Here is a 23564-nt window from a genome sequence, read left to right as displayed (position 1 = left end):
TAAGAGATAACTAAGCTTGAGGAAAGCTTTTTATTTTTTAGATTTTTAAAAAACCGGCAGCTTTTTCCATGGCGTTGATGCTGTAAGGCACTTGAATGATCTCTTTGGGTAGCTCTGGAATAACTCCCATCAGAGGCGCTGGTATCAGGTTTTCTAAGGTCGCAATATTTTCTTGAAGCAGTGTCATAGGACCTATGGTGTTAGCCACCCATCCAGCCAAGCGCAAGCCCCTTGTCTGAATGGCTTCAACTGTGAGTAAGGCGTGATTGATGCAGCCCAATCTCATGCCAACCACTAGGACGATCGGTAGTCCAATATCTTGGGCAAAGTCAGCGCTCGTTTTGTCATCATGAAACGGCACTTTGAAACCACCTACCCCTTCAACTACGATTGCATCTGATTTCTCGCATAAATCTTTGAAGGCATTGAGCATCACTGAATAATCGAGGTGTATGCCGGATGCTTTTGCAACTAAATGAGGGGCTGCTGGTGTTGAGAGTTGATATGGACAAATATCCAAATTATCTTCTCGTGCTTTGTAAGTCATAACGCTGGATAGCGCCAAGATGTCTTCATTGCACATCTTTCCAGCAATGTCTCTTAAGCCAGCAACCACAGGTTTGAAAGCGGCAACCACAGCGTGTTGTTTTTTTAAGTGGGTGATCAAGGCGCCAGAAATTAATGTCTTACCAACTTCTGTGTCTGTGCCGGTCACGAAAAAACCAGCTTTGCCAAGTTCGCTGGGATTGTTAGATTTAAAGGTCATCTTCAATCTCCATCAGCGCTTGAATTAATTGATCAATCTGTTCAGTCGTGTGACTTGCCGAGAATGTAATGCGCAGTCTGGCGGTATTCGCCGGCACAGTCGGAGGTCTGATCGCTGGTACCCAGATATTTTTTTTGTAAAGTTGTTGAGCCACTTTCAATGCGTCTTCAGTTTTACCAATCATGATTGGTTGGATGGCTGTGTCTGATGGCATCAACCCCCATTTTTTTAGGCGCAGTGTTTTTTTCCAATACTGAATATTGTGATTCAGCGCTGTGCGATAAGAGTTGTCAGAGATCAACTCTAAGCTTTTGAGTAAGCCGTGAGCAATCGCAGGCGGAGATGCAGTGGTGTAAATGTAAGGACGACCTTTTTGCAAGATCCACTCCACCAATGTCTGATGACCAGCAATGAATGCACCACTGATGCCGGCTGCTTTACCCAAGGTGCCGATATAAATGATTCTTGATGCAGCTTCATCAGATTTTTGAATGCCGGCATGTTCAAGAATGCCAAAACCGTGTTGACCAAGAACGCCAAAGCCATGAGCATCATCGACCAAAATCAGAGCATCGTACTGATGAGCCAGTTTGAGTAATGCAGTGACTTGTGCAAGATCGCCATCCATGCTGAAGACGCCATCAGTGACAATCAATTTAAATTCATTAGTGTCATTGGCTAGAAGTTGTTCAAGAGCTTGCAAGTCTTGGTGAGGAAATACTTGCACCTTGGCCTGATTTTGTTTGCTGGCCAAACGAACGCCATCGATCAGTGATGCATGGTTCAACTCTTCAGAGTAGATGCTCATCACTTGATTCGATCCAAGGCTGCTACTGATCGCAGTGATGGCCGCTAGATTAGCCATATAGCCTGTGCTAAAAAACAATGCGCGAACTTCTGGAATGAATGCTTCTTGAGTTTTCGCCAAAGCTTTTTCTAGATCATCATGCGGGCGATGATGACCACTGATCATGTGTGATGCGCCACTGCCTGACCCAAATAGTTGTAGACCTTCAGAAATTGCTTTGGTTAATTCAGGATGATTGGCCAGTCCTAAATAGTCATTGCTGCAAAAAGTCAGCATGACTTGACCATCAATTGTCATCACAGGCGCACTGGCGCTGTCACAAATCTTCAGCGTTCTTTTAAGCGAGTGCTGCTCTAGGTCGCTTAGAAGATGATTGAAATGGTCGATGTATCTGAGGGTCATGCTTTGACTGTGGCATTCAAGCTTACTTGAATGCCCTTTGATAAGTGAGTGATTTCATCAGCACTGATGATATACGGCGGCATGATGTAAATCGTTGAACCAATTGGGCGAACCAGAACGCCTTGATTTAAAGCGTGCGCAAAAAATTCTTTTGCGAAGTTCTCACAGAGATGCTCTGCTTTGATATCAAAGGCCAGGATCATGCCTGCTTGCCTGAAATGAATGATTCGTTCATCTTCTTTGGTCCAAGCAAAAGCTGCCGCTAATTGCTGCGCAAGAACTTTGTTCTTTTCTAGGATATTTTCTTTTTCAAAAATATCCAATGTGGCTAAGGCTGCTCTACAAGCCAAAGGATTGCCTGTGTATGAATGAGAATGTAAAAATCCTTTGCGCACATCTTGGTGGTAGAAGGCCTCATAAATCTCATCAGTCGTCATGACGAGCGATAGGGGTAAGTAACCACCGCTGATGCCTTTAGATAAAGCCAAAAAGTCAGGCCATATGCCCGCTTGTTCAACGGCAAAGAAAGTACCTGTTCTGCCGCAACCCACAGCAATTTCGTCGGCGATCAAATGTATTTGATATTGATCGCAAAGTTTTCTGATGCCTTGAAGATAAGAAGGATCATGCATGACCATGCCTGAGGCACATTGAACCAATGGTTCAACAATCAAGGCCGCAATATTTTTTGACTGCTTACTCAACAACTCTTCTAAATTTTTAAGCGCGCTTGTTGCGATGTCTTTAGCAGTTTGAGTGCCTGTTGCAAGACGTGCATCGGGGTTTGCAACAATGTGAGCTGGGTGAGTCAGTGGACCATACGTTTCTTTAAAGACTGCAATGTCGGTAACGGCCAGAGCGCCTAGTGTTTCACCGTGATAACTGTTTTTAAGGCAGATGAATTCTTTTTTGTCTAGCAAGCCTTTGTTTTGCCAATAATGAAAACTCATCTTCAATGCCATCTCGATCGCTGATGCGCCATCAGATGCATAAAAGGTATGACCCAATTGATGCTGTGTCAGAGCACTTAAGCGCTCTGATAGTTCCACCACAGGTTTGTGTGTGAAGCCTGCCAACATCACGTGCTCTAAAGAATCCAGTTGATCTTTCAGTGCCTGATTGATCGATGGGTTTGCATGACCAAATAAATTGACCCACCAAGAGCTGATCGCATCCAAGTAGCGATTGCCATCATGGTCGTATAACCACGCACCTTTGCCATGAGAAATTGCCACCAAGGGAAATTGCTCATGATGTTTCATTTGAGTGCAAGGGTGCCACACAGATGCCAAGCTGCGCTCTACAAGATCTTGAGAGAGTGAAGAGGTTTTTGGATTCATTCAGCTTTGATTCCTGTGTCCTCGATCAACTTGGACCAACGTTTGGAGTCTTGTTGAATTAATTGGTTCAATGCCTCTGGTCCTTGAGGATTTGCTTCTAAGCCGATGGCTGACAGTCGTTCTTTCACTTCTGGAAGATTCAGGATGCGTTTTGTTTCTAGCGCAATTTTTTGTACGTCGGCTTTATTCATCCCTGCAGGACCCATCAGAGAGAACCATGAGGTGACCTGAAAGTTTTTCAAACCAGGTACGCCAGACTCACTCAAGGTGGGGATGTCTGGTGCGTGGATTGAACGCTGCATGCTGGTGACCCCAATTGCTTTTAAGTCACCCGATCTAATCAACGGCAATGCGGAAGCCAAGTTATCAAAACTCATGTGTACTCGACCACCCAATAAATCTGGCATGGCTTGCGCTCTGCCTTTGTATGGGATGTGTTTCATTTTTGTTTTGGTCAGTTGTTGAAATAGTTCACCTGATAAATGAATCGATGTTCCGACACCAGAAGATGAGTAACTTAAATCATGAGGCTTTGACTTGGCTAAGGCAATCAAACTTTTTGCATCTGTTGCAGGCACATGTTTATTCAATACCAATACATTGGGAGTGCTGGCTAAAAAAGTGATCGACTCTAAATCTTTGCGAGGATCATAGTTAAGATTTTTGTATAAAAAGGGATTGATGGTCAGAGTTCCAACTGTTCCAATCACCAGCGTATGACCATTGGGTTGAGCTTTGGCAGTCAGCTCTGTGCCAATGTTGCCACCCGCACCTGGTTTATTTTCAACAATTACCTGATTATTAAGGTCTTTTTGCCAATGTTCAGCCAAAATTCTGGCCAAAATATCAGGTGCTCCACCAGGTGTAAAGGTGACAATGATTTTGACTGGCTCTGAACTGCGGTTAGGCCAAGACTTTTCTGCATAAGACGCAAAGGTCAGGATACTTAAAGAAATAAAAGTTAGGATGTGACGCATACCTCTATTTGAACACTTCGACCTGTATCATTGGCAATTATGACTATGAATGACCCTAAAAAATACTCTTCCATTTCTGTTGAGCAGGTCTTAGAGCTCTATGAATTGCCCATGAATGAATTGATGGCTCGCGCAGCACAAGTCCATCAAGAAAACTTTCCAGAGGGTGATATTGAGTTAGCCACATTGTTGTCAATCAAAACGGGTGGATGTCCTGAGGATTGCGGGTACTGCCCACAAGCAGCCAGATATCACACCGATGTCAAAGCAACTAAGTTGATGGATGTCGAAGAAGTTTTGGCTGCGGCAAAAGCTGCTAAAGAAGCAGGATCGAATCGTTTTTGTATGGGTGCTGCTTGGCGCGAACCAAAAGATCGCGACATCGAAAAAGTGGTTGCCATGATCAAAGGCGTTAAAGATTTAGGTTTAGAGACTTGCGCCACATTGGGCATGTTGGCACCTGAACAAGCAAAAGCTCTGGGTGATGCGGGTCTTGATTATTACAACCACAATCTTGATACCAGCGAAGATTTCTACGGTTCAGTGATCAATACACGTCAGTACCAAGATCGCTTGGATACATTACAAAGTGTGCGCAGTGCAGGCATGTCTGTTTGTTGTGGCGGCATCATTGGTATGGGCGAAACTCGTCGCCAACGTGCTGGATTGATCGCCAAGCTAGCGAATTTAAATCCATACCCAGAATCAGTGCCTATCAATCATTTGGTACCAGTTCCTGGCACTCCATTAGAAGATCAAAAAGGTGTTGATCCTTTGGAGTTTGTGAGAACCATTGCGATTGCACGTATCACCATGCCAACAGCAAGAGTTCGTCTATCAGCAGGTCGTCAAGAATTGGGTCGACCAGTTCAAGCGATGTGTTTCATGGCGGGCGCCAATTCGATTTTCTACGGCGATAAATTGCTCACAACCGACAATCCCGAGGCAGATGCCGATCGTGAGCTGTTAGCTGAGCTAGGCTTGAAAACTAAAACAGCTTGTAAAGCTGAAGTGCTTGTCTAAGATTAACTAAGCCTAACCCAACCTGGCGGCTGGATTAAAACTTGTGTCTTAATCCAGCGGTCATACCATACTGACTCTTCTGACGATTGCCATTAGCAACACCATTTGAATTGCGGTGTTGATCTAAGAAACCATAGATATCAGTTTGTTTTGACAGTTTATAAACGCTGGTTAAGACCAAGCTTTTATCTTTGTCGACCAGATGGCGACTCTTGTGATCGTGGTGCAATTTTATGTAGTGAGCAAGACCTAAGCCCACCTTAGGAGTTAATTGATATTGCATACCCCAAGCACTCACAAATACATCAGATGCCAATTGATCACGTTCTGGAGATGACTGATGACTTGTGTGTGAGATGCTGCCACGCTGAATAGCCGGCAGCTTTGAATGAGACATGCCTGATTTAAATGTCCAACGATTAAAGCGATATTCACCACCAAAGTTAATGATCTTTGTTGAGCCCAATGATTGCGATGATTTAGCAGCAGTGCCTGCTGATTTAGCAACATCAATCTCTGTGAACGATCCACCGACAGACCAGTTGGCATCACGATACTTCATACCAATCGCTGTGCTGCTGCCATGCTTCAAAGAGCCGACTTGATTGCCACTTTGATAGCTCGCTAAAAATGTCACGCGGTTGAGTTGGTGTTGATACTTGATGGTGGCATCAGAACGATTGTGATTATTTTTCAAATCTGTGTAGCCACTCAAATAATGAATCAAACCTTTTTGGTTCAAGTTATTCGTTGGATCAAAATCTTTGATCGTGTCATAGCTAACAGTGTTCTGACGACCGATGGTTAATTGACCTAAGGATTGATTACTAATGCCTAAATGCGCTTGGCGTCCAAAGAAACTTTTGTTTTCTGATTTTTTGCCGTGCACTGATGTGTCACTGGATGAATTGTTGTCACCCGTGTTCATATCAAAGCCAGTTTCTAGTTTGAAAAAAGTTTTATTACCGCCACCTAAATTTTCTTCTCCTTTAAAACCAAGGTGAGGTGCTGATAAACCTCCTGAGTTAGTGCTTAACTGAGAATCTTTGCTGTTACCTAGCTGATCTTTACCCGCATGATTTTGATACCTCATGCCAGCATCAACCGTGCCGTAAATGGTGACATTGGATTGAGCCTGGACACTTTTGATGACCAGTGGTGAAGCCATAAGGGACATCACCGCTACGCTGATGAGCGATTTCTTCATTGTTTCTCCGTAAAAGTAGTGATGTAAAAAAACAACAAATACCGTGTTTTTTCACAGGTTCTACATAAGAACCTATTACAAAGATAACAATAAAGTCATTAATAAACCAAGTTAACCATTAAAATTAAGGTTATTTATGTGATTAATGTTGTAATAAAACAACAAAAACCCCTGATATGTGTCAAAACTAATAATCGTCTGAGCGTTTAAGATATTCCCATGAGCTCATTTGCAAAATCATCCCAACATCCTATTGATGGTTTCATCATCGAATTTGATCGCGCATTGCGTTCAATAGTTGGTGCAACTCCCATGAGACGACCTGTTCCAGATGCGTCAACAATGAATGAAACTGAATTAAGCGCTGAAGAAAAAAAACATGCTGCAGGTTTGATGCGCGTTAATCATGTTGGAGAAGTTTGTGCGCAGGCTTTGTATCAATCACAAAAGTTGCACGCAAAAAGTGATGACTTAAAAAATAAATTAGAGCATGCAGCGATTGAGGAAGAAGACCACCTGGCTTGGTGCGAGAGGCGATTGGAAGAATTAGATTCTCGTCCAAGTTTACTCAATCCTGTTTGGTATGCGGGATCATTTGTGCTTGGTTCAATCGCTGGTTTAGCAGGTGACAAAATCAGTTTAGGATTCGTTGCTGAAACAGAAAAACAAGTAGAACATCATTTGGATGAGCACTTAAAAGAATTGCCGAGTAATGATCATCGCTCACGTGCAATTGTTGCGCAAATGCGTGCCGATGAAATTGCACACGGACAAATGGCGATTCAAGAGGGTGGAGTTGAATTACCAAGCGCTGTTCAAAAGGTCATGAAAACAATGGCCAAAGTAATGACCGTCACAGCTTATCGCGTCTAACCCTAAGCTAACTTCTTAAGAGTATTTTCCAGCCCCATGTTTTTATTGAATTTTTACCAGTAAAATAGTATCAACATGTGCGTCTAAGTGCTTGTTCTAAATAAAGAATTTACAAAAAAACCACCTAAAACACTTGACCATGAATTACGCATCCTCTAAAGTGGGGAAAAGTGTGAAAAAGTGGGGAAATATTCGTGTTTCAAGGTGCTTCTGCATTAACTCTCGATGCCAAGGGTCGCATGTCGATTCCTGCAAGGCATCGTGACGTCTTGCAATTACAAGGCGAAGGCAGAGTCACGCTCACAAAACACCCTGATGGTTGCTTGTTACTTTTCCCACGTTCTGAGTGGGAAGCATTCAGAGGTCGCATCGCACAATTGCCAATGGATGCTCATTGGTGGCGCCGAATCTTTTTAGGTAATGCCTCTGACATAGAGATGGATGGATCTGGTCGAATTTTGGTCACCCCAGAATTAAGAGCTGCCGCAAGTATTGAGCGCGATGTGATGCTATTGGGAATGGGCAGTCACTTTGAATTATGGGATGCCGCAACATATGCACAAAAAGAGCAAGTTGCAATCGCACAAGGCATGCCAGATGCTCTCAAACAATTCACCTTCTGATGTTGGCCGACCATGACATTTACCCATCGCCCAGTATTGCTGGCCGAGGCAGTCACCTCGGTATTGGGAGAATCGACTTCATCAGAACAGCAATCAATCATCATCGATGGCACATTTGGTCGCGGTGGTCACAGCAGAGAAATACTGAAGCATCTCAATGCGCAATCAAAGTTGATTGCCTTCGACAAAGATCTTCAAGCGATTGCAGAAGCAACAACAATTCAAGATCCGCGTTTTCAAATTATTCACGAGAGCTTTGCATCAATGGCAGAGCAAGTGCCGAGCGACTCGATCGATGGCGTGCTCTTGGATCTGGGGATCAGCTCTCCACAAATCGACGATCCAAGTCGTGGTTTTTCATTTCGAGGCGATGGTCCATTGGATATGCGGATGGACACCACTCGTGGACAAAGTGCAGCGGAATGGTTGGCAGTAGCAGAACAAAAAGACATAGCGAGGGTCATTAAAGAGTATGGGGAAGAACGGTTTGCTTTACAGATTGCAAAGGCGATTGTTGCTCGCAGAGAGCAAGGCGATTCCCTCACTAGGACCGGAGAACTCGCGTCGCTCGTGGCTAGTGTCGTCCGCACCCGCGAAGCGGGCCAAGATCCGGCCACGCGCACCTTTCAAGCTATACGGATTTATATCAACCAAGAACTCACCGACTTGGAGAGTGGGTTGAGAGCAGCTTTTAACTGCCTCAAACCAGGCGGCCTATTGGCCGTCATCAGCTTTCATTCTTTAGAAGATCGAATCGTGAAGCAGTTCATGCAAGGTTTATCTAAGGTGTCAGTGCCAAGAGGTTTACCTTTGACTGAAAACCAAATGCCAAAACCACAGGCAGAGTTATTGGGTCGCATCAAACCAAGTGAGCAAGAAGTTCAAGAAAATCCACGTGCTCGCTCAGCCATTTTGAGAGTGATGCGAAAAATGAAGACTGTTCCAATGGGAGCCGCTTCATGAATCGCTCGACCATCATTCTTTTGATTATTTTGATGTTGTGTTCATTATCTTTGGTGGCCGCTCAACAAAAAACCAGGTCGCTGTATGTGGCTCTTGAAAGAGCACAAACTGAAGAGCGACGTTTGAATCAAGAATGGCTTCGCTTGGAATACGAGCAAAGAAATTTATCTAAGTCTTCACGAATCACGGACATTGCTCGCAAGCAATTAAGAATGCAAGCGATCAATCCTGGTCGAACACAATATGTGGTGGTTGATTAATGGCGCAGATATCTTTTTCTTCCACGCCTAATTTGGTCTTGCGCCTACCTATGTGGCGCTCAAGACTCATTTTGTTTTTAATCTTCATTGGTTTTATCGCATTGGTGGTGCGTGCCATGTGGGTGCAAGGCTTTGGTAATTCTTTTTATGAAGAAAAGGGTAATAAAGCGACCTTGCGCTCAATTGAAATGCCTGCAAGCCGCGGAAAAATTTTAGATCGTCATGGTGAGGTTTTGGCAACAAGCTTGTTGGCCAAGGCCATCATTGCATTCCCTGATGCGATTCCTGAAGATTTATCCAAAGAGAAAATTTCACAACTGGCTAAATTGTTAGAAGTCAGTGAAGCGGAGTTGCGCAAAAAATTTGCTTCTGAAAGAAACCAAGTGTTCTTGAAGCGTCAAGTTGATTTGGATGTCGCAAAGCAAATCAGAGAACTAGGTATTCCTGGTATTGCGCAAAACAATGAATACAAGCGCTTGTATCCAGAAGGCGAAGCCATGGCTCACATCGTTGGTTTCACCAACGTTGAAGATCGCGGTCAAGAAGGTATGGAGTTGGCGAAAGAAAAAGAATTGGCCGGCCAACCGGGACGTCGTCGCGTGATCCAAGATCGACTAGGGCGTTATGTTGAGGGGTTGGGAATTATTCATCCACCCAAAGACGGCGCAGACTTGCAGTTATCGATTGATAGCAAAGTACAGTTTTTAGCATTTAATGAATTAAAAGCAATTGCAGAAAAACACCGTGCCAAAGCAGCCGGCGCTGTTGTGTTGGATGTGCAGACTGGTGAAGTTCTTGCCTTAGCTAACTGGCCAACCTATAACCCAAATTCAAGAACTAATTTGAGTGGTGAGCAATTAAGAAATCGAGTGCTCACAGATACATTTGAACCTGGCTCAACGATGAAGCCATTTGCGATTTCATTGGCTCTAGAAAAAGGTTTGGTGCAACCAAATACTTCTATGCCTATTGGTAAATCGATGGTGATTGGTAAAAAAGCCATCACAGACACCCATCCTTATCCAGTGTTAACTGTTTCAGAGATTGTGCAAAAGTCGAGCAACATTGGTACCGTGAAAATGGCCATGCAGTTGCAGCCACAAGAAATGTGGGAAATGTTCCAAGCCGTTGGCTTAGGTCAAGCACCTAATTTAGGTTTCCCAGGAGCGGTTGCTGGAAGATTGAGACCATATAAAAATTGGGTGCCGATTGAGCAAGCCACCATGTCATACGGCTATGGCTTATCTGCTTCTTTATTCCAGATGGCACGTGCATACAGTATTTTTGCGCGAGATGGTGAGCTTGTACCCGCCACCATTTATAAGACGAGCGGTGTTCCAAAAGGCACACAAGTTATCTCTGCTAAGACAGCCATACAAATGCGAGAGATGTTAGAACTTGTGACGCAAACGGGTGGCACTGCAACCAATGCTCAAACCATGGGTTACCGCGTGGGCGGCAAAACTGGTACAGCTCACAAGGTTGAAGGCAAGGGTTACGCAAGTAATAAATACCGGGGCTTTTTTGTGGGCATGGCTCCGATGAGCGCTCCAAGAATTGTTGTCGCTGTGATGGTGGATGAGCCAAGTGCCGGTGGTTATTACGGTGGTGTTGTTGCAGCGCCTGCATTTGCAAATATTGTTGCAGGTACTTTGCGCACCATGAATGTTTTGCCTGATGCAGCAGTTAAGCAAATGGTTGATAAAGAATTACAGCTTGGACCAAATGGTTCAACGCAAAAGGTGTCATTGAGCAGATGAACGCCATGTTGCCAATCAACTCCATCCCTCTTGAATCATTGCTCAGTGAGCATGTAAAGCCTGATGCTCACATGACATCAGACACAAGAGTATTGAAGGCTGGAGATGTGATGCTGGCTTACCCGGTTGGCAATAGCAGACAGTTATCAGATAACCGTGTTCACATTACTCAAGCATTGAGTTTGGGTGCTGCATTGGTCTTGTATGAGCCAAGTGGCCTGACTGAAGAATTAAAAGCAGTTTGTAAAGATAAGCGGTGTGTTGCTGTGAATGATTTGGCTGAGCAGGCTGGAGAAATTGCAGCGAATTGGTATGGTCATGCCAGTCAATCAATGAGAGTGATGGGTATTACTGGCACCAATGGCAAAACAACAATCAGTCAGTGGTTGTCACAAGCATTACACAGTGCTGATGAACCATGTGGCGTGATTGGTACTTTGGGCGCTGGGCTTGTGAATGATCTGACCATGACTGGTTTTACAACACCTGATGCCGCGCGCATGCAGAGTTTGTTAAAAGACATTCAAAAAAATGGTGCGCGCAGTGTGGCTGTCGAAGTATCTTCACATGCTTTGGATCAAGGTCGTGTGAATGGCACTTACTTTGATACGGTTGTGATCACGAATTTGAGTCAGGATCACCTGGATTACCACGGTGATATGAAACAGTACGCTGCTGCTAAAAAGAAAATATTGGATTTACCAGGCATTAAACATGTCGTGGTGAATGCTGATGATTCTTTTGGCCAAGAGTGCTTGCAGTATTTGGCAAAAAAGATGGGTGATGCCGATATCACTGTTTGGGCTTACGCCAACAAATCAGAAAATTTATTGTCTTTGCCATGTTTTGCAAAGCAATCATTTAGAAAAATACTTGCCACTGATCTTCAAATGAATGATCAGGGCATGAAGTTTCAGCTTATCGTTGATGGTGAGGATGCTGGTTTGATTCAAACTCGCATGGTGGGTGCTTTTAATGTCAGCAATGCTTTGGCAGTGTTTGCTTGTTTGTTGGCTGGTGGAAAAACGATCAAGAGTGCTAAAAATTCTATCGAGGCATTGCAAGCCGTTCAAGGACGCATGGAATTAGTTCCTCGAACAACTGCTCAGCAGCTGATGGCGGTGATTGATTTTGCCCACACCCCTGATGCTCTAGAGCAAGTTCTTAAAACATTGCGCGATATTGCAAAGCAAAGAGCTGGTCAACTTTGGTGTGTGTTTGGTTGTGGCGGTGATCGTGATCCACTGAAGCGACCAATCATGGGTCGAATTGCAGAAAGCATCGCGGATCATGTGATGGTGACCAGCGACAACCCTCGCAGCGAAGTCCCAGAAAAAATCATGGCTGATATCTTGAGTGGTTTCGAAGTGCCTGAGAAGGCGCAAGTGAATGCTGATCGCGCGACGGCCATCTTGCAAACAATCAGACAAGCCAAACCAGAAGATGTGATTTTAATTGCGGGTAAAGGTCACGAAGAAATTCAAGAGATCGCAGGAAAAAAACATCCATTCTCTGATCGAGTTCATGTGCAATTGGCCATGGGGGGTGTTGCCTGATGAGCCTCAACATGCAACACATGCCTTTATCGATGATTTCAGAGTTTTTGCCAGATGCTCAGTTGTTGAACATGCCATCAATCGATCAAGCCATCAAACGATTCATCAGTGACAGTCGACAAGTTGCAGCTGGTGATTTATTCATTGCCTTGCGCGGTGAGAAATTTGATGCACATGACTTTTTAAGTGATGTGCAGGCCAAAGGAGCGATGGCTTGCTTGGTGAGTTCAGTTGAGAAATTACCTAAAGATTTTCCAGCGGTTGTGGTCAAAGATACTCAACAAGCTTTGCAAACCTTATCAAGCAACTGGAAGCAGTACTGCAGTCAGCGCAATTTAAAGCAGGTCGCGATTGTTACGGGCAGCAATGGGAAGACAACTGTGAAGGGCATGATTCAAAGTATTTTTGAATCTGCCGTTGGCATTGATAAAGCGCTTGCGACCCAAGGTAACTTCAACAATGAGATTGGCTTGCCTTTGACGCTCTTGCGCCTTGATTTGAAGCATGAGTTGGCAGTTATTGAGCTGGGCATGAACCATCCAGGCGAAACGGCCTTATTAGCAAATATTGCAAAACCAACAATTGCATTGATCAACAATGCTCAGCGTGAGCATCAAGAGTTCATGGAGACCGTTGATGCTGTAGCACAAGAGCATGCTTTGGCGATTAAGGCATTGCCAACAAATGGCGTGGCTGTTTATCCAGCTGATTCTGAATACAGTGCTTATTGGAAAAAAATATCTGATCAGCGAACGGTGATTGATTTTGCGTTTAATCAAGCAGCGACTGTGTGGGGTGAGTGGCTTGATCAAGCAACTGGTCAGATGGCGATTCATACTCCACAGGGTGATATTAAAGTGATGTTAAAGATCTTGGGAGATCACAACGCTTGCAATGCTGTTGCCGCATCAGCTGTGGCAATTGCGGCAGGGATATCGCCAGCGATGATTCAAGCGGGCTTGGAGTCTTTCTTGCCAGTCAACGGCAGAATGCAAAAACATTCACTGAATAATGACATCACTGTCATTGATGATAGTTACAACGCCAATCCTGATTCTGTTCGAGCCGCCATTGATGTTTTATCCAATATAAAAACAGCAGCTTGGCTTGTTCTAGGTGATATGGGTGAAGTGGGCAATCAAGGACCAGAGTTCCATCGCGAAGTTGGTCATTACGCTGGTGAAAAAGGCATTCAAAAATTATTTGCTTTGGGTGACTTGAGTAAAGAAGCTGTGGATGCTTATCAAGCGTCTGCCACTCAGGGAAATGTGGCTCAGCACTTTGCTGATGTTACAGAGCTTTGCACAGAATTGAATAAATCATTGCATGCAAGAAAAAATCATGAAGAAGTGACTCTTCTGGTTAAGGGATCGCGCTTTATGCGCATGGAAAGAGTTGTTAAAGCTCTCGCAGAGGAGATGAACTGATGTTGCTATGGCTTGCACAATTACTACAAGATGACTTTGGGTTTTTACGGGTCATCAACTACATCACTCTCAGAGCCGTGATGGCGACCTTGACGGCTGGATTGATAGGATTGTTTTTTGGCCCTTGGGTCATTCGTCGTTTAACAGCGATGAAAGTAGGTCAGGCAGTTCGCACCGATGGGCCGCAAACTCATTTGGTGAAAACTGGAACGCCCACCATGGGTGGTGTGTTGATTTTGATTGGTATTGCGATCTCAACATTGCTCTGGGCTGATCTATCCAATCGTTTCATTTGGATTGTGTTGATCGTGACTTTGGGTTTTGGCGCTATTGGTTGGGTTGATGACTATCGCAAAGTTGTTTATCGCGATCCCAAGGGTATGGCCTCTAAAGAGAAATACTTTTGGCAGTCATTGATTGGTCTATTTGCTGCTATTTACTTGGCATTTTCTGTTTCAGAAGTGAATAACCTAAAGGTTTTAGAACTTTTTATTAATTGGGTGCAGAGCGGTTTCTCAATTGATTTGCCAGCCAAATCAAATTTATATGTGCCTTTCTTTAAAGAAATCAGCTATCCACTTGGTGTGCTTGGTTTCATCGTTCTAACGTATTTGGTGATTGTGGGAAGTTCGAATGCCGTCAACCTAACAGATGGTTTGGATGGCTTGGTGATCATGCCGGTGATTTTGGTGGGTGCAGCATTGGGCGTGTTTGCTTATGTGATGGGTAATGCGATTTACACCAAGTATCTTTTATTTCCATACATTCCTGGTGCTGGCGAGCTGATGATTTTCTGTGGTGCCATGAGTGGCGCTGGTTTGGCATTTTTATGGTTCAACACGCATCCCGCGCAAGTCTTCATGGGTGATGTTGGTGCTCTTGCACTTGGTGGTGCTTTGGGCACTGTGGCTGTGATCGTGAGACAAGAAATTGTTTTGTTCGTCATGGGCGGAATTTTTGTGGCTGAAACAGTGTCAGTGATCATGCAAGTGGTTTGGTTCAAGTTCACCAAAAAGGTGTACGGCGAAGGTCGACGAATTTTCAAAATGGCACCACTGCATCACCACTTTGAATTAAGTGGTTGGAAAGAAACACAGGTGGTGGTGCGCTTTTGGATCATCACCATTTTGTTGGTGTTGATTGGTTTATCTAGCTTGAAGTTGCGATAGGAAAAAGAGTGATTCAATTACAGCATCCATTTGGCAAAGAGCGTCCTCAGGCAATGAGGGTCTTGGTCCTTGGCTTGGGAGAGTCAGGCGCTGCCATGGTGCGTTGGTGTGTCGCACAAGGTGCAAAGGTATCTGTGGCCGATACCAGATCAGTTGAGCAGTTATCTGATGGTGCGAAAAAATATCACCAAGCAGTCAAAGATATGGCTATCAAAGATATTCATTTTGGTGGATTGTCTGCAGAGTTGTTGAACAACACGGACGTGATTGCAATCAGCCCAGGTCTATCGCCATTGCAAGAGCCGGTTCAATCCTTTTTAGCGAATGCTGCAGAAAAAGAAATTCCAGTGTGGAGTGAGATTGAATTTTTTGCACAAGCGATTCAAGCATTAAAAGACGAGCAAAACTACGCGGTTAAAGTGATTGCCATCACTGGCACGAATGGCAAAACAACGACCACTGTACTAACAGGCTTACTCTGTGAAAGAGCAGGCAAGTCTGTGGCAGTCGCAGGCAATATCAGTCCGGCCGCTTTAGATAAGTTATTGGATATCGAAGAATTGCCAGATGTTTGGGTTTTAGAACTTTCTAGTTTCCAGCTTCAGCATACCTACAGTCTTCATGCGGATGCCGCGACTGTTTTGAATGTGACCCAAGACCATTTGGATTGGCATGGTGATTTTGAACAATATGCGGCAGCAAAGGCCAGAATTTTCAGCCCTAATACGATCGCTGTATTAAATCGCGATGACGACAGTGTGATGAACATGCAGTCTGATATGAATCGTACGATCACCTTTGGGGTTGAAGCACCCACTGAAGAAGATGCGTTTGGTGTATTCCATGACACAGCTGCTGGTGGTATCGATTGGTTGGTGTGGGCTGAGCCTGATGCAGAAGCTCTTGAGTTAAAAGCAAAGCGTCGTCGTAAAAAAGCAGATTTGGATGACGAGCCTTTGAGGCTGAAGCGCTTGATGCCTGCAGATGCTTTGCGCATCAAAGGAAGACATAACGCAAGTAACGCCTTAGCAGCTTTAGCACTCAGCGCTGCTATTGATGTTCCGATGGGTCCTCTATTGCACGGTTTGCGTGAGTACAAAGGTGAGCCACATCGCATGCAGACAGTTGCGATCGTTGAGGGTGTTGAATACATCGATGATAGTAAAGGTACGAATGTCGGCGCTACCTTGGCTGCTTTGAATGGTTTGGGTCAGTCAAGCTCTGCATCAAGTGCTCGCGCAAAAATCATTTTGATTGCAGGTGGTGAAGGTAAAGGGCAAGATTTCTCTCCATTGAGCCAAGCACTTGCACGTCACGCCAAAGCGATCATCTTGATTGGTAGAGATGCGCCAGCAATCAGAAGTGCAGTCGAGTCATCAGGCATCAGCATCTGTGATGCTGATACTTTGGAGCGAGCGGTTGAGTTAGCGGCTGAGATGGCAGAATCAGGTGACTTGGTCTTGTTGTCACCAGCTTGTGCAAGTTTTGACATGTTCAAAGATTACGCGCACCGCGCTCAAGTCTTCGTTGATGCGGTGAGTGATTTAGCTAGCTTGAAAGGTCAGGTGAGCGCATGATTCAATTCTTCAAACGTTTTAGTGCTAATGGCATCAGTGGTGTCAAAGGTGGCATCAAAGAGGGTTTCGAAGATTTTCGTTTGGGATTGCGTGACGCCACAACTGTGGTTCGTCCAACTCGTTCACGAATGATGGAATACGACCAACCTTTGTTATGGGCTGTTTTGATTCTCGTGACATTGGGTCTTGTGATGGTTTATTCGGCATCGATTGCTTTGCCAGATGGCCCTAAATATGCCAAATACAGCAACAGTCACTTTTTAGTCAGACATGGCATCTCTATTGCAATTGCTTTCACAGTAGGTATTTTTGCTTTCAAAGTACCTCTTAAAGTTTGGGATCGTTTAGCACCCGCCATTTTTGCTTTGGCATTCATCATGCTGATCTTTGTATTGATTCCAGGAGTTGGTAAAGGGGTCAACGGTGCAAAGCGTTGGATACCAATGGGTATTACAAATTTCCAGCCATCAGAATTGATGAAGTTAGCGGTTGTTTTGTTTGCAGCTTGGTACACCGTCCAACGTCAAGAATATTTACATACCTTGGTCAAGGGTTTACTGCCAATGGGTGCCGCTGTCATTGCCGTGGGTGTGTTGTTGTTATGGCAGCCTGACATGGGCGCTTTCATGGTGATTGCCGTGATTGCGATGGGCTTATTATTTTTAGGTGGCATCAACGCTAAATTATTTGGTGCACTGACAGTATTGGCCATTGGTAGTTTTGCTTCCATCATCATCTTTTCTGAATTTAGAAGACAGCGTATTTTTGCTTACCTTGATCCTTGGAATGAGGAGTTTGCAGCTGGTAAGGCCTATCAATTAACGCATTCACTCATGGCATTTGGCCGAGGGGAGTGGTTCGGAGTTGGTCTGGGTGGAAGTATTGAAAAACTCCATTACTTACCAGAAGCTCATACAGATTTTATTTTGGCAGTGATTGGCGAAGAGTTGGGATTTGTTGGTGTGGCTGTTGTCATCGCAATTTTTTATTGGATTGTTCGACGAGCATTCTTGATTGGTCGAACAGCTTTGCAATTGGATCGAAGTTTTGCTGGCTTGGTTGCAAAAGGCATTGCGATTTGGATTGGTTGGCAGGCTTTCATCAATATGGGCGTTAACTTAGGCATCTTGCCGACCAAGGGCTTGACCTTGCCGTTTGTTAGTTTTGGTGGCTCAGGTTTGATGATGAATGCTGTGGCCGTTGCCATCTTGTTAAAGATTGACGTTGAGAACAGAGTGTTGATGAGGGGTGGCAAGTTATGACGCACTCACCCACTTTATTGGTCATGGCTGGTGGTACTGGCGGGCATATTTTCCCAGGCTTGGCTGTGGCTGAATATTTGCGTGAGCATGGTTGGAATGTTTCTTGGTTGGGGAATGCCAAGGGCATGGAATACCGCTTGGTGCCGCCTCGCGGTTTTGCTTTTGAATCCATTCAGTTTGGTGGCTTAAGAGGCAAGGGAATCAAAACATTGGTGTTGTTGCCATTTAATTTATTACGAGCATTTTGGCAAAGCATTCAAGTATTGCGTCGAGTAAAGCCCGATGTTGTGTTGGGCATGGGTGGTTATGTCACATTCCCGGCTGGAATGATGAGTGTTTTATTGGGTAAGCCATTGGTTTTGCATGAGCAAAATTCAATCGCTGGTTTAGCCAATAAAGTATTGGCCAAAGTTGCAGATAAAACTTTGTGCGCATTTCCAAATGCATTGCCGGGTGCTGTTTGGTTGGGTAATCCATTGCGTGCTGGCATGAGTCAAATTGAATCTCCACAAGCTCGTTACTCAGCAAGATCTGGTCGTTTACAGATTTTGGTGGTGGGTGGTAGTTTGGGAGCTGCGGCATTGAATGAAGTGGTCCCAGAAGCCCTTGCAAAGATTCCAACTGAATCTAGACCATCGGTGATCCACCAAGCAGGTGAGAAGCACCTTGATCAATTGCGCCAAAAATACGCGAGCTTGAATGTTGAGGCAGAAGTTGTGCCATTCATTGATGACATGGTGACAGCTTATGCAAAAGCAGATTTAGTGATTTGCCGAGCAGGTGCGATGACTGTGGCAGAAATTTCAGCGGTGGGTGTGGCTTCGTATTTGGTGCCCTTCCCATACGCCGTGGATGATCATCAAACGTCGAATGCAAAATTTCTTTCAGAGGCGGGCGCTGCTGTGCTGATGCCGCAAGCTGATATGACAGCAGATTCATTGGCTGATTATTTGCAAACAGTTAATCGCACAGAGTTATCAAATATGGCTGAACGTGCTTTGAGTCAAGCCAAGCCAAATGCAACCAAAGATGTTGCAGAAATCTGTCAAATGTTATCTAAGAGAGCGGTTCAGTCATGAAGCACATTCTTCATCAAATTCATTTTGTCGGCATTGGTGGTGCAGGCATGAGCGGTATTGCTGAGGTGTTACTCAATCTTGGTTACAAGGTGAGTGGCTCAGACATGGCTGAAAGTGCAACCACCAAACGTTTGCGTGAATGTGGTGCAGAAATCACCATTGGTCATCATGCCAAGAATGTGGGTAGTGCAGAAGCAGTTGTTATTTCAACAGCTGTTACTGGAGACAACCCAGAAGTCTTGGCTGCCCGTGCGGCTCGTATTCCAATTGTGCCAAGAGCTGTGATGCTGGGTGAGTTGATGCGCTTAAAGCAGGGCATTGCTATTGCAGGCACTCATGGCAAAACAACCACGACCAGTTTGTTGGCTTCAGTTTTGGCTGAGGGTGGTTTGGATCCAACGTTTGTGATTGGCGGCAAATTAACGTCTGCTGGTGCAAATGCACGTTTAGGCACTGGTGATTTCATTGTGGCCGAAGCCGATGAATCAGACGCATCCTTCTTGAACTTGTTGCCAGTGATTGAGGTGATCACTAACATTGATGCTGATCACATGGACACTTATCAGCACGATATGGCTAAGTTAAAACAAGCCTTCGTGCAATTCACGCAACGCATGCCGTTTTATGGCGTTGCTGTGCTGTGCGTTGATGATCAAAACGTGCGCGATATTTTGCCGTTTGTGTCACAACCAATTCTTGGGTATGGCTTATCTGAAGATGCTGATGTGCGCGCTATTGATGTTGTTGCCGATGGTCCTCAGATGCATTTCACAGCCTTGCGACATACCGTGCGTCGTCATGGTGATACACCAGGGCCATTGAAGGTCACATTGAATTTACCTGGCTTACATAATGTGCGTAACGCACTTGCAGCGATTGCGATTGCCACTGAGTTGGGTGTGAGTGATGCAGCTATCGTTAAAGCCTTGAAAGAATTCCACGGCGTTGGCCGTCGTTTCCAACGTTATGGAGAAGTGAAGTTGCCTCAGGGTGGCACATGCACTGTGATTGATGATTACGGTCATCATCCTGTAGAGATGGCAGCAACACTCTCTGCAACCAGAGGAGCCTTCCCAGGCCGTCGATTATTGCTGGCATTCCAGCCACATCGTTACACCAGAACACGTGACTGCTTTGGTGAGTTTGTGCGAGTTCTTCAAGGTGTGGATGCTTTGGCTTTGACCGAAGTTTATCCAGCGGGTGAGGCTCGAATTTCCGGTGCTGATGGAGAGGCTTTGATCAAAGCTTTAGCAAAGGCCAAAGAAGAAGGTCGCTTATTGGATGTTGCCAATACTAAATTTATAAAAGATGTGAATGAATTGCCTAATTTGGTGATGAGTATGGCGCGCGATGGTGATGTGATCATCACCATGGGTGCAGGATCCATCTCTGCTGTTCCAGGAAAATTGGCAGGAGGTTCAAATGCCTAATCTGATTAATTGGAGCGAAGAGGTACAAAAAGATTTGTCACAAGTGAATGTTGCTACCTTGGGCAAGGTCGGAGTGTTGCTTGGCGGTAAATCGGGTGAAAGAGATATTTCTTTGATGTCAGGCAAAGGTGTTTTAGATGCTTTGATTTCAAAGGGTGTGAATGCTCATGCTTTTGATTCAGGCCAACAAGCCATCACAGAATTAGTCGCGCAGAAATTTGATCGAGTCTTCATTGCCCTCCATGGTCGTTATGGTGAAGACGGCACGATGCAAGGTCTGCTGGAGCAAATGAATTTGCCTTATACCGGCAGTGGTGTATTGGCTTCTGCTCTTGCGATTGATAAACAAGCGACCAAGCGATTATGGTCCAGCTTTGATTTGGCCACTCCTCGATTTGCAATGTTAAATGCCAAGAGTGATTGGCAAAAAATTATCCAAGATCTTGGACTACCGATCATTGTCAAGCCAGCCAGAGAGGGTTCATCTCTTGGTTTGAGCAAAGTCACGAAGGCAGAAGATTTGCCGGCAGCGTATGCGTTGGCGGCGAAGTTAGATCGTGATGTGATGGCTGAGCAATGCATCATCGGTGAAGAGCTAACTTGTCCAATCGTTGGCGATGGCGAGAATGCGCGAGCATTGCCGGTCATCAGAATCGTGGCCCCAGACTCTAATTACGATTATCACAATAAATATTTTTCAGACGACACCAAGTACTTGTGCCCAACAGGTTTGGATTTGGCGCTTGAGACAAAAGTACAAGAACTTGCTTTGAGTGCATACCGTGCCTTGGGCTGTAAAGGTTGGGGTCGTGCGGACGTGATGATTGATCGCAAGACCAATCAACCTTATCTACTAGAAATGAATACAGCGCCTGGTATGACTGGTCATTCATTGGTGCCAATGGCGGCTAAAGCAGCCGGTGTTGAATATGCTGATTTGGTGTTGTGGCTATTAAGTAAGGCAGGTATTCATTCATGAAATTCTTGCGCATCTTCTTCAGCTTTTTAGGTTCTATGAGTGCCACGGTGTTTGGCCCGATCTGGAATCACGCCAAGATGATGCGTGCGATGGCAAATTTGTTGTTATTGATTGCTTTGTTGGTGACGTGTGGATGGCTTCTATTCTGGTTAGGTCAAAAACCAGTGTTCACTTTGAATCACTTAACAGTTGAGTCATTGAATGGTCGTGAACTCAAGCATGTGAATTTACCAACAATTAAAACCCGTGCTTTAGATCAAGTGAAGGGTAATTTTTTCACGATTCGTTTGGATCAAGCAAGACAGGCCTTTGAGACGATGCCTTGGGTGCGTCGAGCCAGTGTGCGTCGTGAATGGCCTAACGGAATTGTGGTGGCGATCGAAGAACATCAAGCTTTGGGAGTGTGGGTTGGTGAAACGCCCAAATTAATCAACACCTTTGGTGAAGTATTTATCGCAAATATGGCAGAAGCAGAGGACAGCGCTTCATTGTTGAGATTCAGCGGTCCAGAGGGAAGTAATAAAGAGGTCTTTAGAAAATACCAGCAGCTGAATCTTTGGTTTGAGCCCTGGCAAGCGAGTGTGAAAAGTCTTGAGCTCTCTTCCCGCTATGCCTGGAGAGCCAAATTGAGTAATAACTTGAATATTGAATTGGGTCGAGAGCTGGATGAGCGCGATGCAAAGCAGATTCAATTAAGTGTTGAGCGTTTGATTAAGAGTTGGCCACAGGTTCAAGAGAAATGGGGTCAGCGAGTTGATTCAATTGACCTTCGTTATGCCAATGGCTATGCCATCAATATAGGAAAAAAACTGTGAGCGTTATCAGTAAAGACACAAAAGATTTAATTGTTGGTTTGGATATTGGCACATCCAAAGTGGTTGCTTTGGTGGCTGAGTTAAATCCAGATGGTCAATTCAATGTCGTGGGTCTTGGTCAAGTCAGTTCTAAAGGATTGAAAAAAGGTGTGGTCGTCAATATTGAGGCCACTGTTCAGTCTATTCAAAAAGCGCTTGAAGAAGCTGAGGTGATGGCTGATCGTCGCATTGCGCAAGTGTTCACAGGCATCGCTGGAAACCACATTCACAGTTTTAATTCAACAGGTATGGTGGCAATCCGTGACAAAGAAGTGTCTGCGGGTGATGTTGAGCGAGTAATTGAAACAGCTAAAGCAATCAATATTCCAACTGATCAACAAATCCTTCACATCCTCACTCAAGAATTCATCATTGATGGACAAGAAGATGTGCGAGAACCAATTGGTATGAGCGGTATTCGCTTAGAGGTCAAGGTGCACATCGTCACTGGTGCGGTCAGTGCTGCGCAAAACATTGTGAAGTGTGTGCGTCGTTGTGGTCTAGAAGTGAATGATCTGATTTTGCAACCTTTGGCTTCAAGTGTTGCGGTCTTAACCGAAGATGAAAAAGAATTGGGTGTTGTGTTGGTGGATATCGGTGGCGGTACAACCGATATCGCGATTTTTAGTCAAGGAGCGATCCGTCACACGGCAGTGATTCCAATTGCTGGCGATCAAATCACCAATGACATTGCAATGGCGTTGCGCACTCCAACCATCGATGCAGAAGATCTCAAAATTCATTTTGGTATTGCACGCCAAAGCATGGCCAACCCAAATGAAACCATTGAGGTTCCGGGTGTTGGTGATCGCGAAGCTCGCTCTATGTCACGCCAAGCTTTATCTGCAGTGATCGAGCCACGTGTTGAAGAGTTATTGAGTTTGGTTCGTCAAGTGGTGCGCGAATCAGGCATGGAAGATTTGGTTTCTTCAGGAATTGTTTTAACTGGCGGCACGGCCTTGATGCCGGGAGTTGTTGAATTGGCAGAAGAAGTTTTTGCTAAGCCAGCGCGCGTTGGTTTCCCTGAGTACAAAGGACATTTGAGTGAAATTTTAAGAAGCCCAAGATATTCAACAGGTTTAGGTTTGTTGATGGAGGGGCGTGTGCAGTTAGTGCGTGGTCGCCGAGTTGCGCAATCTGGAACCATACAAAACATCATGGCGCGTATGCGCGAGTGGTTCATGGGAAATTTTTAAGAATTTAGAAGTATTAGAAGATTTTTAGTTTTA

Annotated in this window: 21 protein-coding genes; 16 read left to right on the top strand and 5 right to left on the bottom strand. The window is 44.8% G+C overall.

The features are described from left to right. Positions 1 to 37: 37 nt before the first annotated feature. The 4 genes from bioD to ICE88_RS03470 are packed head-to-tail and all read right to left on the bottom strand — an operon-like array spanning position 38 to position 4293. Positions 38 to 766: a dethiobiotin synthase gene (bioD, locus tag ICE88_RS03485; protein ID WP_216249495.1), complete on the bottom strand. Its 729-nt coding sequence runs from the start codon at positions 764 to 766 to the stop codon at positions 38 to 40. Next, entirely contained in the window at positions 756 to 1976 is a 1221-nt protein-coding gene (gene bioF, locus ICE88_RS03480) for an 8-amino-7-oxononanoate synthase (protein ID WP_216249491.1), read from the bottom strand. The genes bioD and bioF overlap by 11 nt, the downstream gene beginning before the upstream one ends. Beyond that, the gene (bioA, locus tag ICE88_RS03475) at positions 1973 to 3316 is read right to left on the bottom strand and encodes an adenosylmethionine--8-amino-7-oxononanoate transaminase (protein WP_216249487.1); all 1344 of its coding nucleotides are present in this window, start codon (positions 3314 to 3316) and stop codon (positions 1973 to 1975) included. The genes bioF and bioA overlap by 4 nt, the downstream gene beginning before the upstream one ends. Beyond that, complete coding sequence (locus ICE88_RS03470) at positions 3313 to 4293, bottom strand: tripartite tricarboxylate transporter substrate binding protein (RefSeq protein ID WP_216249485.1); 981 nt, start codon at positions 4291 to 4293, stop codon at positions 3313 to 3315. Before ICE88_RS03470 ends, bioA begins: the two co-directional genes overlap by 4 nt. A 45-nt stretch (positions 4294 to 4338) precedes the next feature. On the opposite strand from ICE88_RS03470, the gene bioB reads away from it, so the two are divergent. Continuing rightward, on the top strand, positions 4339 to 5316 hold the full coding sequence (gene bioB, locus ICE88_RS03465) for a biotin synthase BioB (protein WP_255535192.1): 978 nt from the start codon (positions 4339 to 4341) through the stop codon (positions 5314 to 5316). Between the two features lie 34 nt (positions 5317 to 5350). Here the strand turns inward: bioB and ICE88_RS03460 are convergent, their stop codons facing one another. Beyond that, complete coding sequence (locus ICE88_RS03460) at positions 5351 to 6523, bottom strand: porin (protein WP_216249480.1); 1173 nt, start codon at positions 6521 to 6523, stop codon at positions 5351 to 5353. A 219-nt stretch (positions 6524 to 6742) separates the two neighbouring features. On the opposite strand from ICE88_RS03460, the gene coq7 reads away from it, so the two are divergent. The 15 genes from coq7 to ftsA all read left to right on the top strand — a co-directional run bounded on the left by coq7 (position 6743) and on the right by ftsA (position 23531). Beyond that, positions 6743 to 7396, top strand: a complete 654-nt coding sequence (coq7, locus tag ICE88_RS03455) for a 2-polyprenyl-3-methyl-6-methoxy-1,4-benzoquinone monooxygenase (RefSeq protein WP_216249477.1) — start codon at positions 6743 to 6745, stop codon at positions 7394 to 7396. A 194-nt stretch (positions 7397 to 7590) separates the two neighbouring features. Continuing rightward, positions 7591 to 8019: a division/cell wall cluster transcriptional repressor MraZ gene (gene mraZ / locus ICE88_RS03450; RefSeq protein ID WP_216249472.1), complete on the top strand. Its 429-nt coding sequence runs from the start codon at positions 7591 to 7593 to the stop codon at positions 8017 to 8019. Between the two features lie 12 nt (positions 8020 to 8031). Continuing rightward, the gene (gene rsmH / locus ICE88_RS03445) at positions 8032 to 8982 is read left to right on the top strand and encodes a 16S rRNA (cytosine(1402)-N(4))-methyltransferase RsmH (protein ID WP_216249468.1); all 951 of its coding nucleotides are present in this window, start codon (positions 8032 to 8034) and stop codon (positions 8980 to 8982) included. Then, positions 8979 to 9242 carry a cell division protein FtsL gene (gene ftsL, locus ICE88_RS03440; RefSeq protein WP_216249465.1) on the top strand — a complete coding sequence of 88 codons (264 nt, stop codon included), beginning with the start codon at positions 8979 to 8981 and terminating at the stop codon, positions 9240 to 9242. Before rsmH ends, ftsL begins: the two co-directional genes overlap by 4 nt. Next, complete coding sequence (locus ICE88_RS03435) at positions 9242 to 11002, top strand: penicillin-binding protein 2 (RefSeq protein ID WP_216249461.1); 1761 nt, start codon at positions 9242 to 9244, stop codon at positions 11000 to 11002. Before ftsL ends, ICE88_RS03435 begins: the two co-directional genes overlap by 1 nt. Positions 11003 to 11007: 5 nt before the next feature. Next, positions 11008 to 12558, top strand: coding sequence for a UDP-N-acetylmuramoyl-L-alanyl-D-glutamate--2,6-diaminopimelate ligase (locus tag ICE88_RS03430; RefSeq protein ID WP_255535191.1), 1551 nt, complete (start codon positions 11008 to 11010; stop codon positions 12556 to 12558). 11 nt (positions 12559 to 12569) lie between these two features. Further along, the gene (murF, locus tag ICE88_RS03425) at positions 12570 to 13985 is read left to right on the top strand and encodes a UDP-N-acetylmuramoyl-tripeptide--D-alanyl-D-alanine ligase (protein WP_216251838.1); all 1416 of its coding nucleotides are present in this window, start codon (positions 12570 to 12572) and stop codon (positions 13983 to 13985) included. Continuing rightward, positions 13985 to 15154 carry a phospho-N-acetylmuramoyl-pentapeptide-transferase gene (mraY, locus tag ICE88_RS03420; protein ID WP_215290683.1) on the top strand — a complete coding sequence of 390 codons (1170 nt, stop codon included), beginning with the start codon at positions 13985 to 13987 and terminating at the stop codon, positions 15152 to 15154. The genes murF and mraY overlap by 1 nt, the downstream gene beginning before the upstream one ends. 8 nt (positions 15155 to 15162) lie before the next feature. Further along, positions 15163 to 16731, top strand: a complete 1569-nt coding sequence (gene murD / locus ICE88_RS03415) for a UDP-N-acetylmuramoyl-L-alanine--D-glutamate ligase (protein WP_370624424.1) — start codon at positions 15163 to 15165, stop codon at positions 16729 to 16731. Then, positions 16728 to 17993: a putative lipid II flippase FtsW gene (gene ftsW / locus ICE88_RS03410; RefSeq protein WP_216249455.1), complete on the top strand. Its 1266-nt coding sequence runs from the start codon at positions 16728 to 16730 to the stop codon at positions 17991 to 17993. Before murD ends, ftsW begins: the two co-directional genes overlap by 4 nt. Continuing rightward, positions 17990 to 19072: an undecaprenyldiphospho-muramoylpentapeptide beta-N-acetylglucosaminyltransferase gene (murG, locus tag ICE88_RS03405; RefSeq protein WP_216249442.1), complete on the top strand. Its 1083-nt coding sequence runs from the start codon at positions 17990 to 17992 to the stop codon at positions 19070 to 19072. Before ftsW ends, murG begins: the two co-directional genes overlap by 4 nt. After that, positions 19069 to 20502 carry a UDP-N-acetylmuramate--L-alanine ligase gene (gene murC / locus ICE88_RS03400; RefSeq protein ID WP_215290688.1) on the top strand — a complete coding sequence of 478 codons (1434 nt, stop codon included), beginning with the start codon at positions 19069 to 19071 and terminating at the stop codon, positions 20500 to 20502. The genes murG and murC overlap by 4 nt, the downstream gene beginning before the upstream one ends. Then, complete coding sequence (locus ICE88_RS03395; RefSeq protein WP_216249440.1) at positions 20495 to 21481, top strand: D-alanine--D-alanine ligase; 987 nt, start codon at positions 20495 to 20497, stop codon at positions 21479 to 21481. Before murC ends, ICE88_RS03395 begins: the two co-directional genes overlap by 8 nt. Further along, positions 21478 to 22296: a cell division protein FtsQ/DivIB gene (locus ICE88_RS03390; protein WP_216249438.1), complete on the top strand. Its 819-nt coding sequence runs from the start codon at positions 21478 to 21480 to the stop codon at positions 22294 to 22296. Before ICE88_RS03395 ends, ICE88_RS03390 begins: the two co-directional genes overlap by 4 nt. A gap of 5 nt (positions 22297 to 22301) precedes the next feature. Then, on the top strand, positions 22302 to 23531 hold the full coding sequence (ftsA, locus tag ICE88_RS03385) for a cell division protein FtsA (RefSeq protein ID WP_216251833.1): 1230 nt from the start codon (positions 22302 to 22304) through the stop codon (positions 23529 to 23531). The last annotated feature ends 33 nt before the right edge of the window (positions 23532 to 23564 follow it).

The sequence above is a fragment of the Polynucleobacter sp. AM-26B4 genome, from assembly GCF_018882285.1.
Lineage (GTDB): Bacteria > Pseudomonadota > Gammaproteobacteria > Burkholderiales > Burkholderiaceae > Polynucleobacter.
Note: the sequence above shows the minus strand (reverse complement) of the source record. Positions and strands in the feature narration are given on the sequence as shown.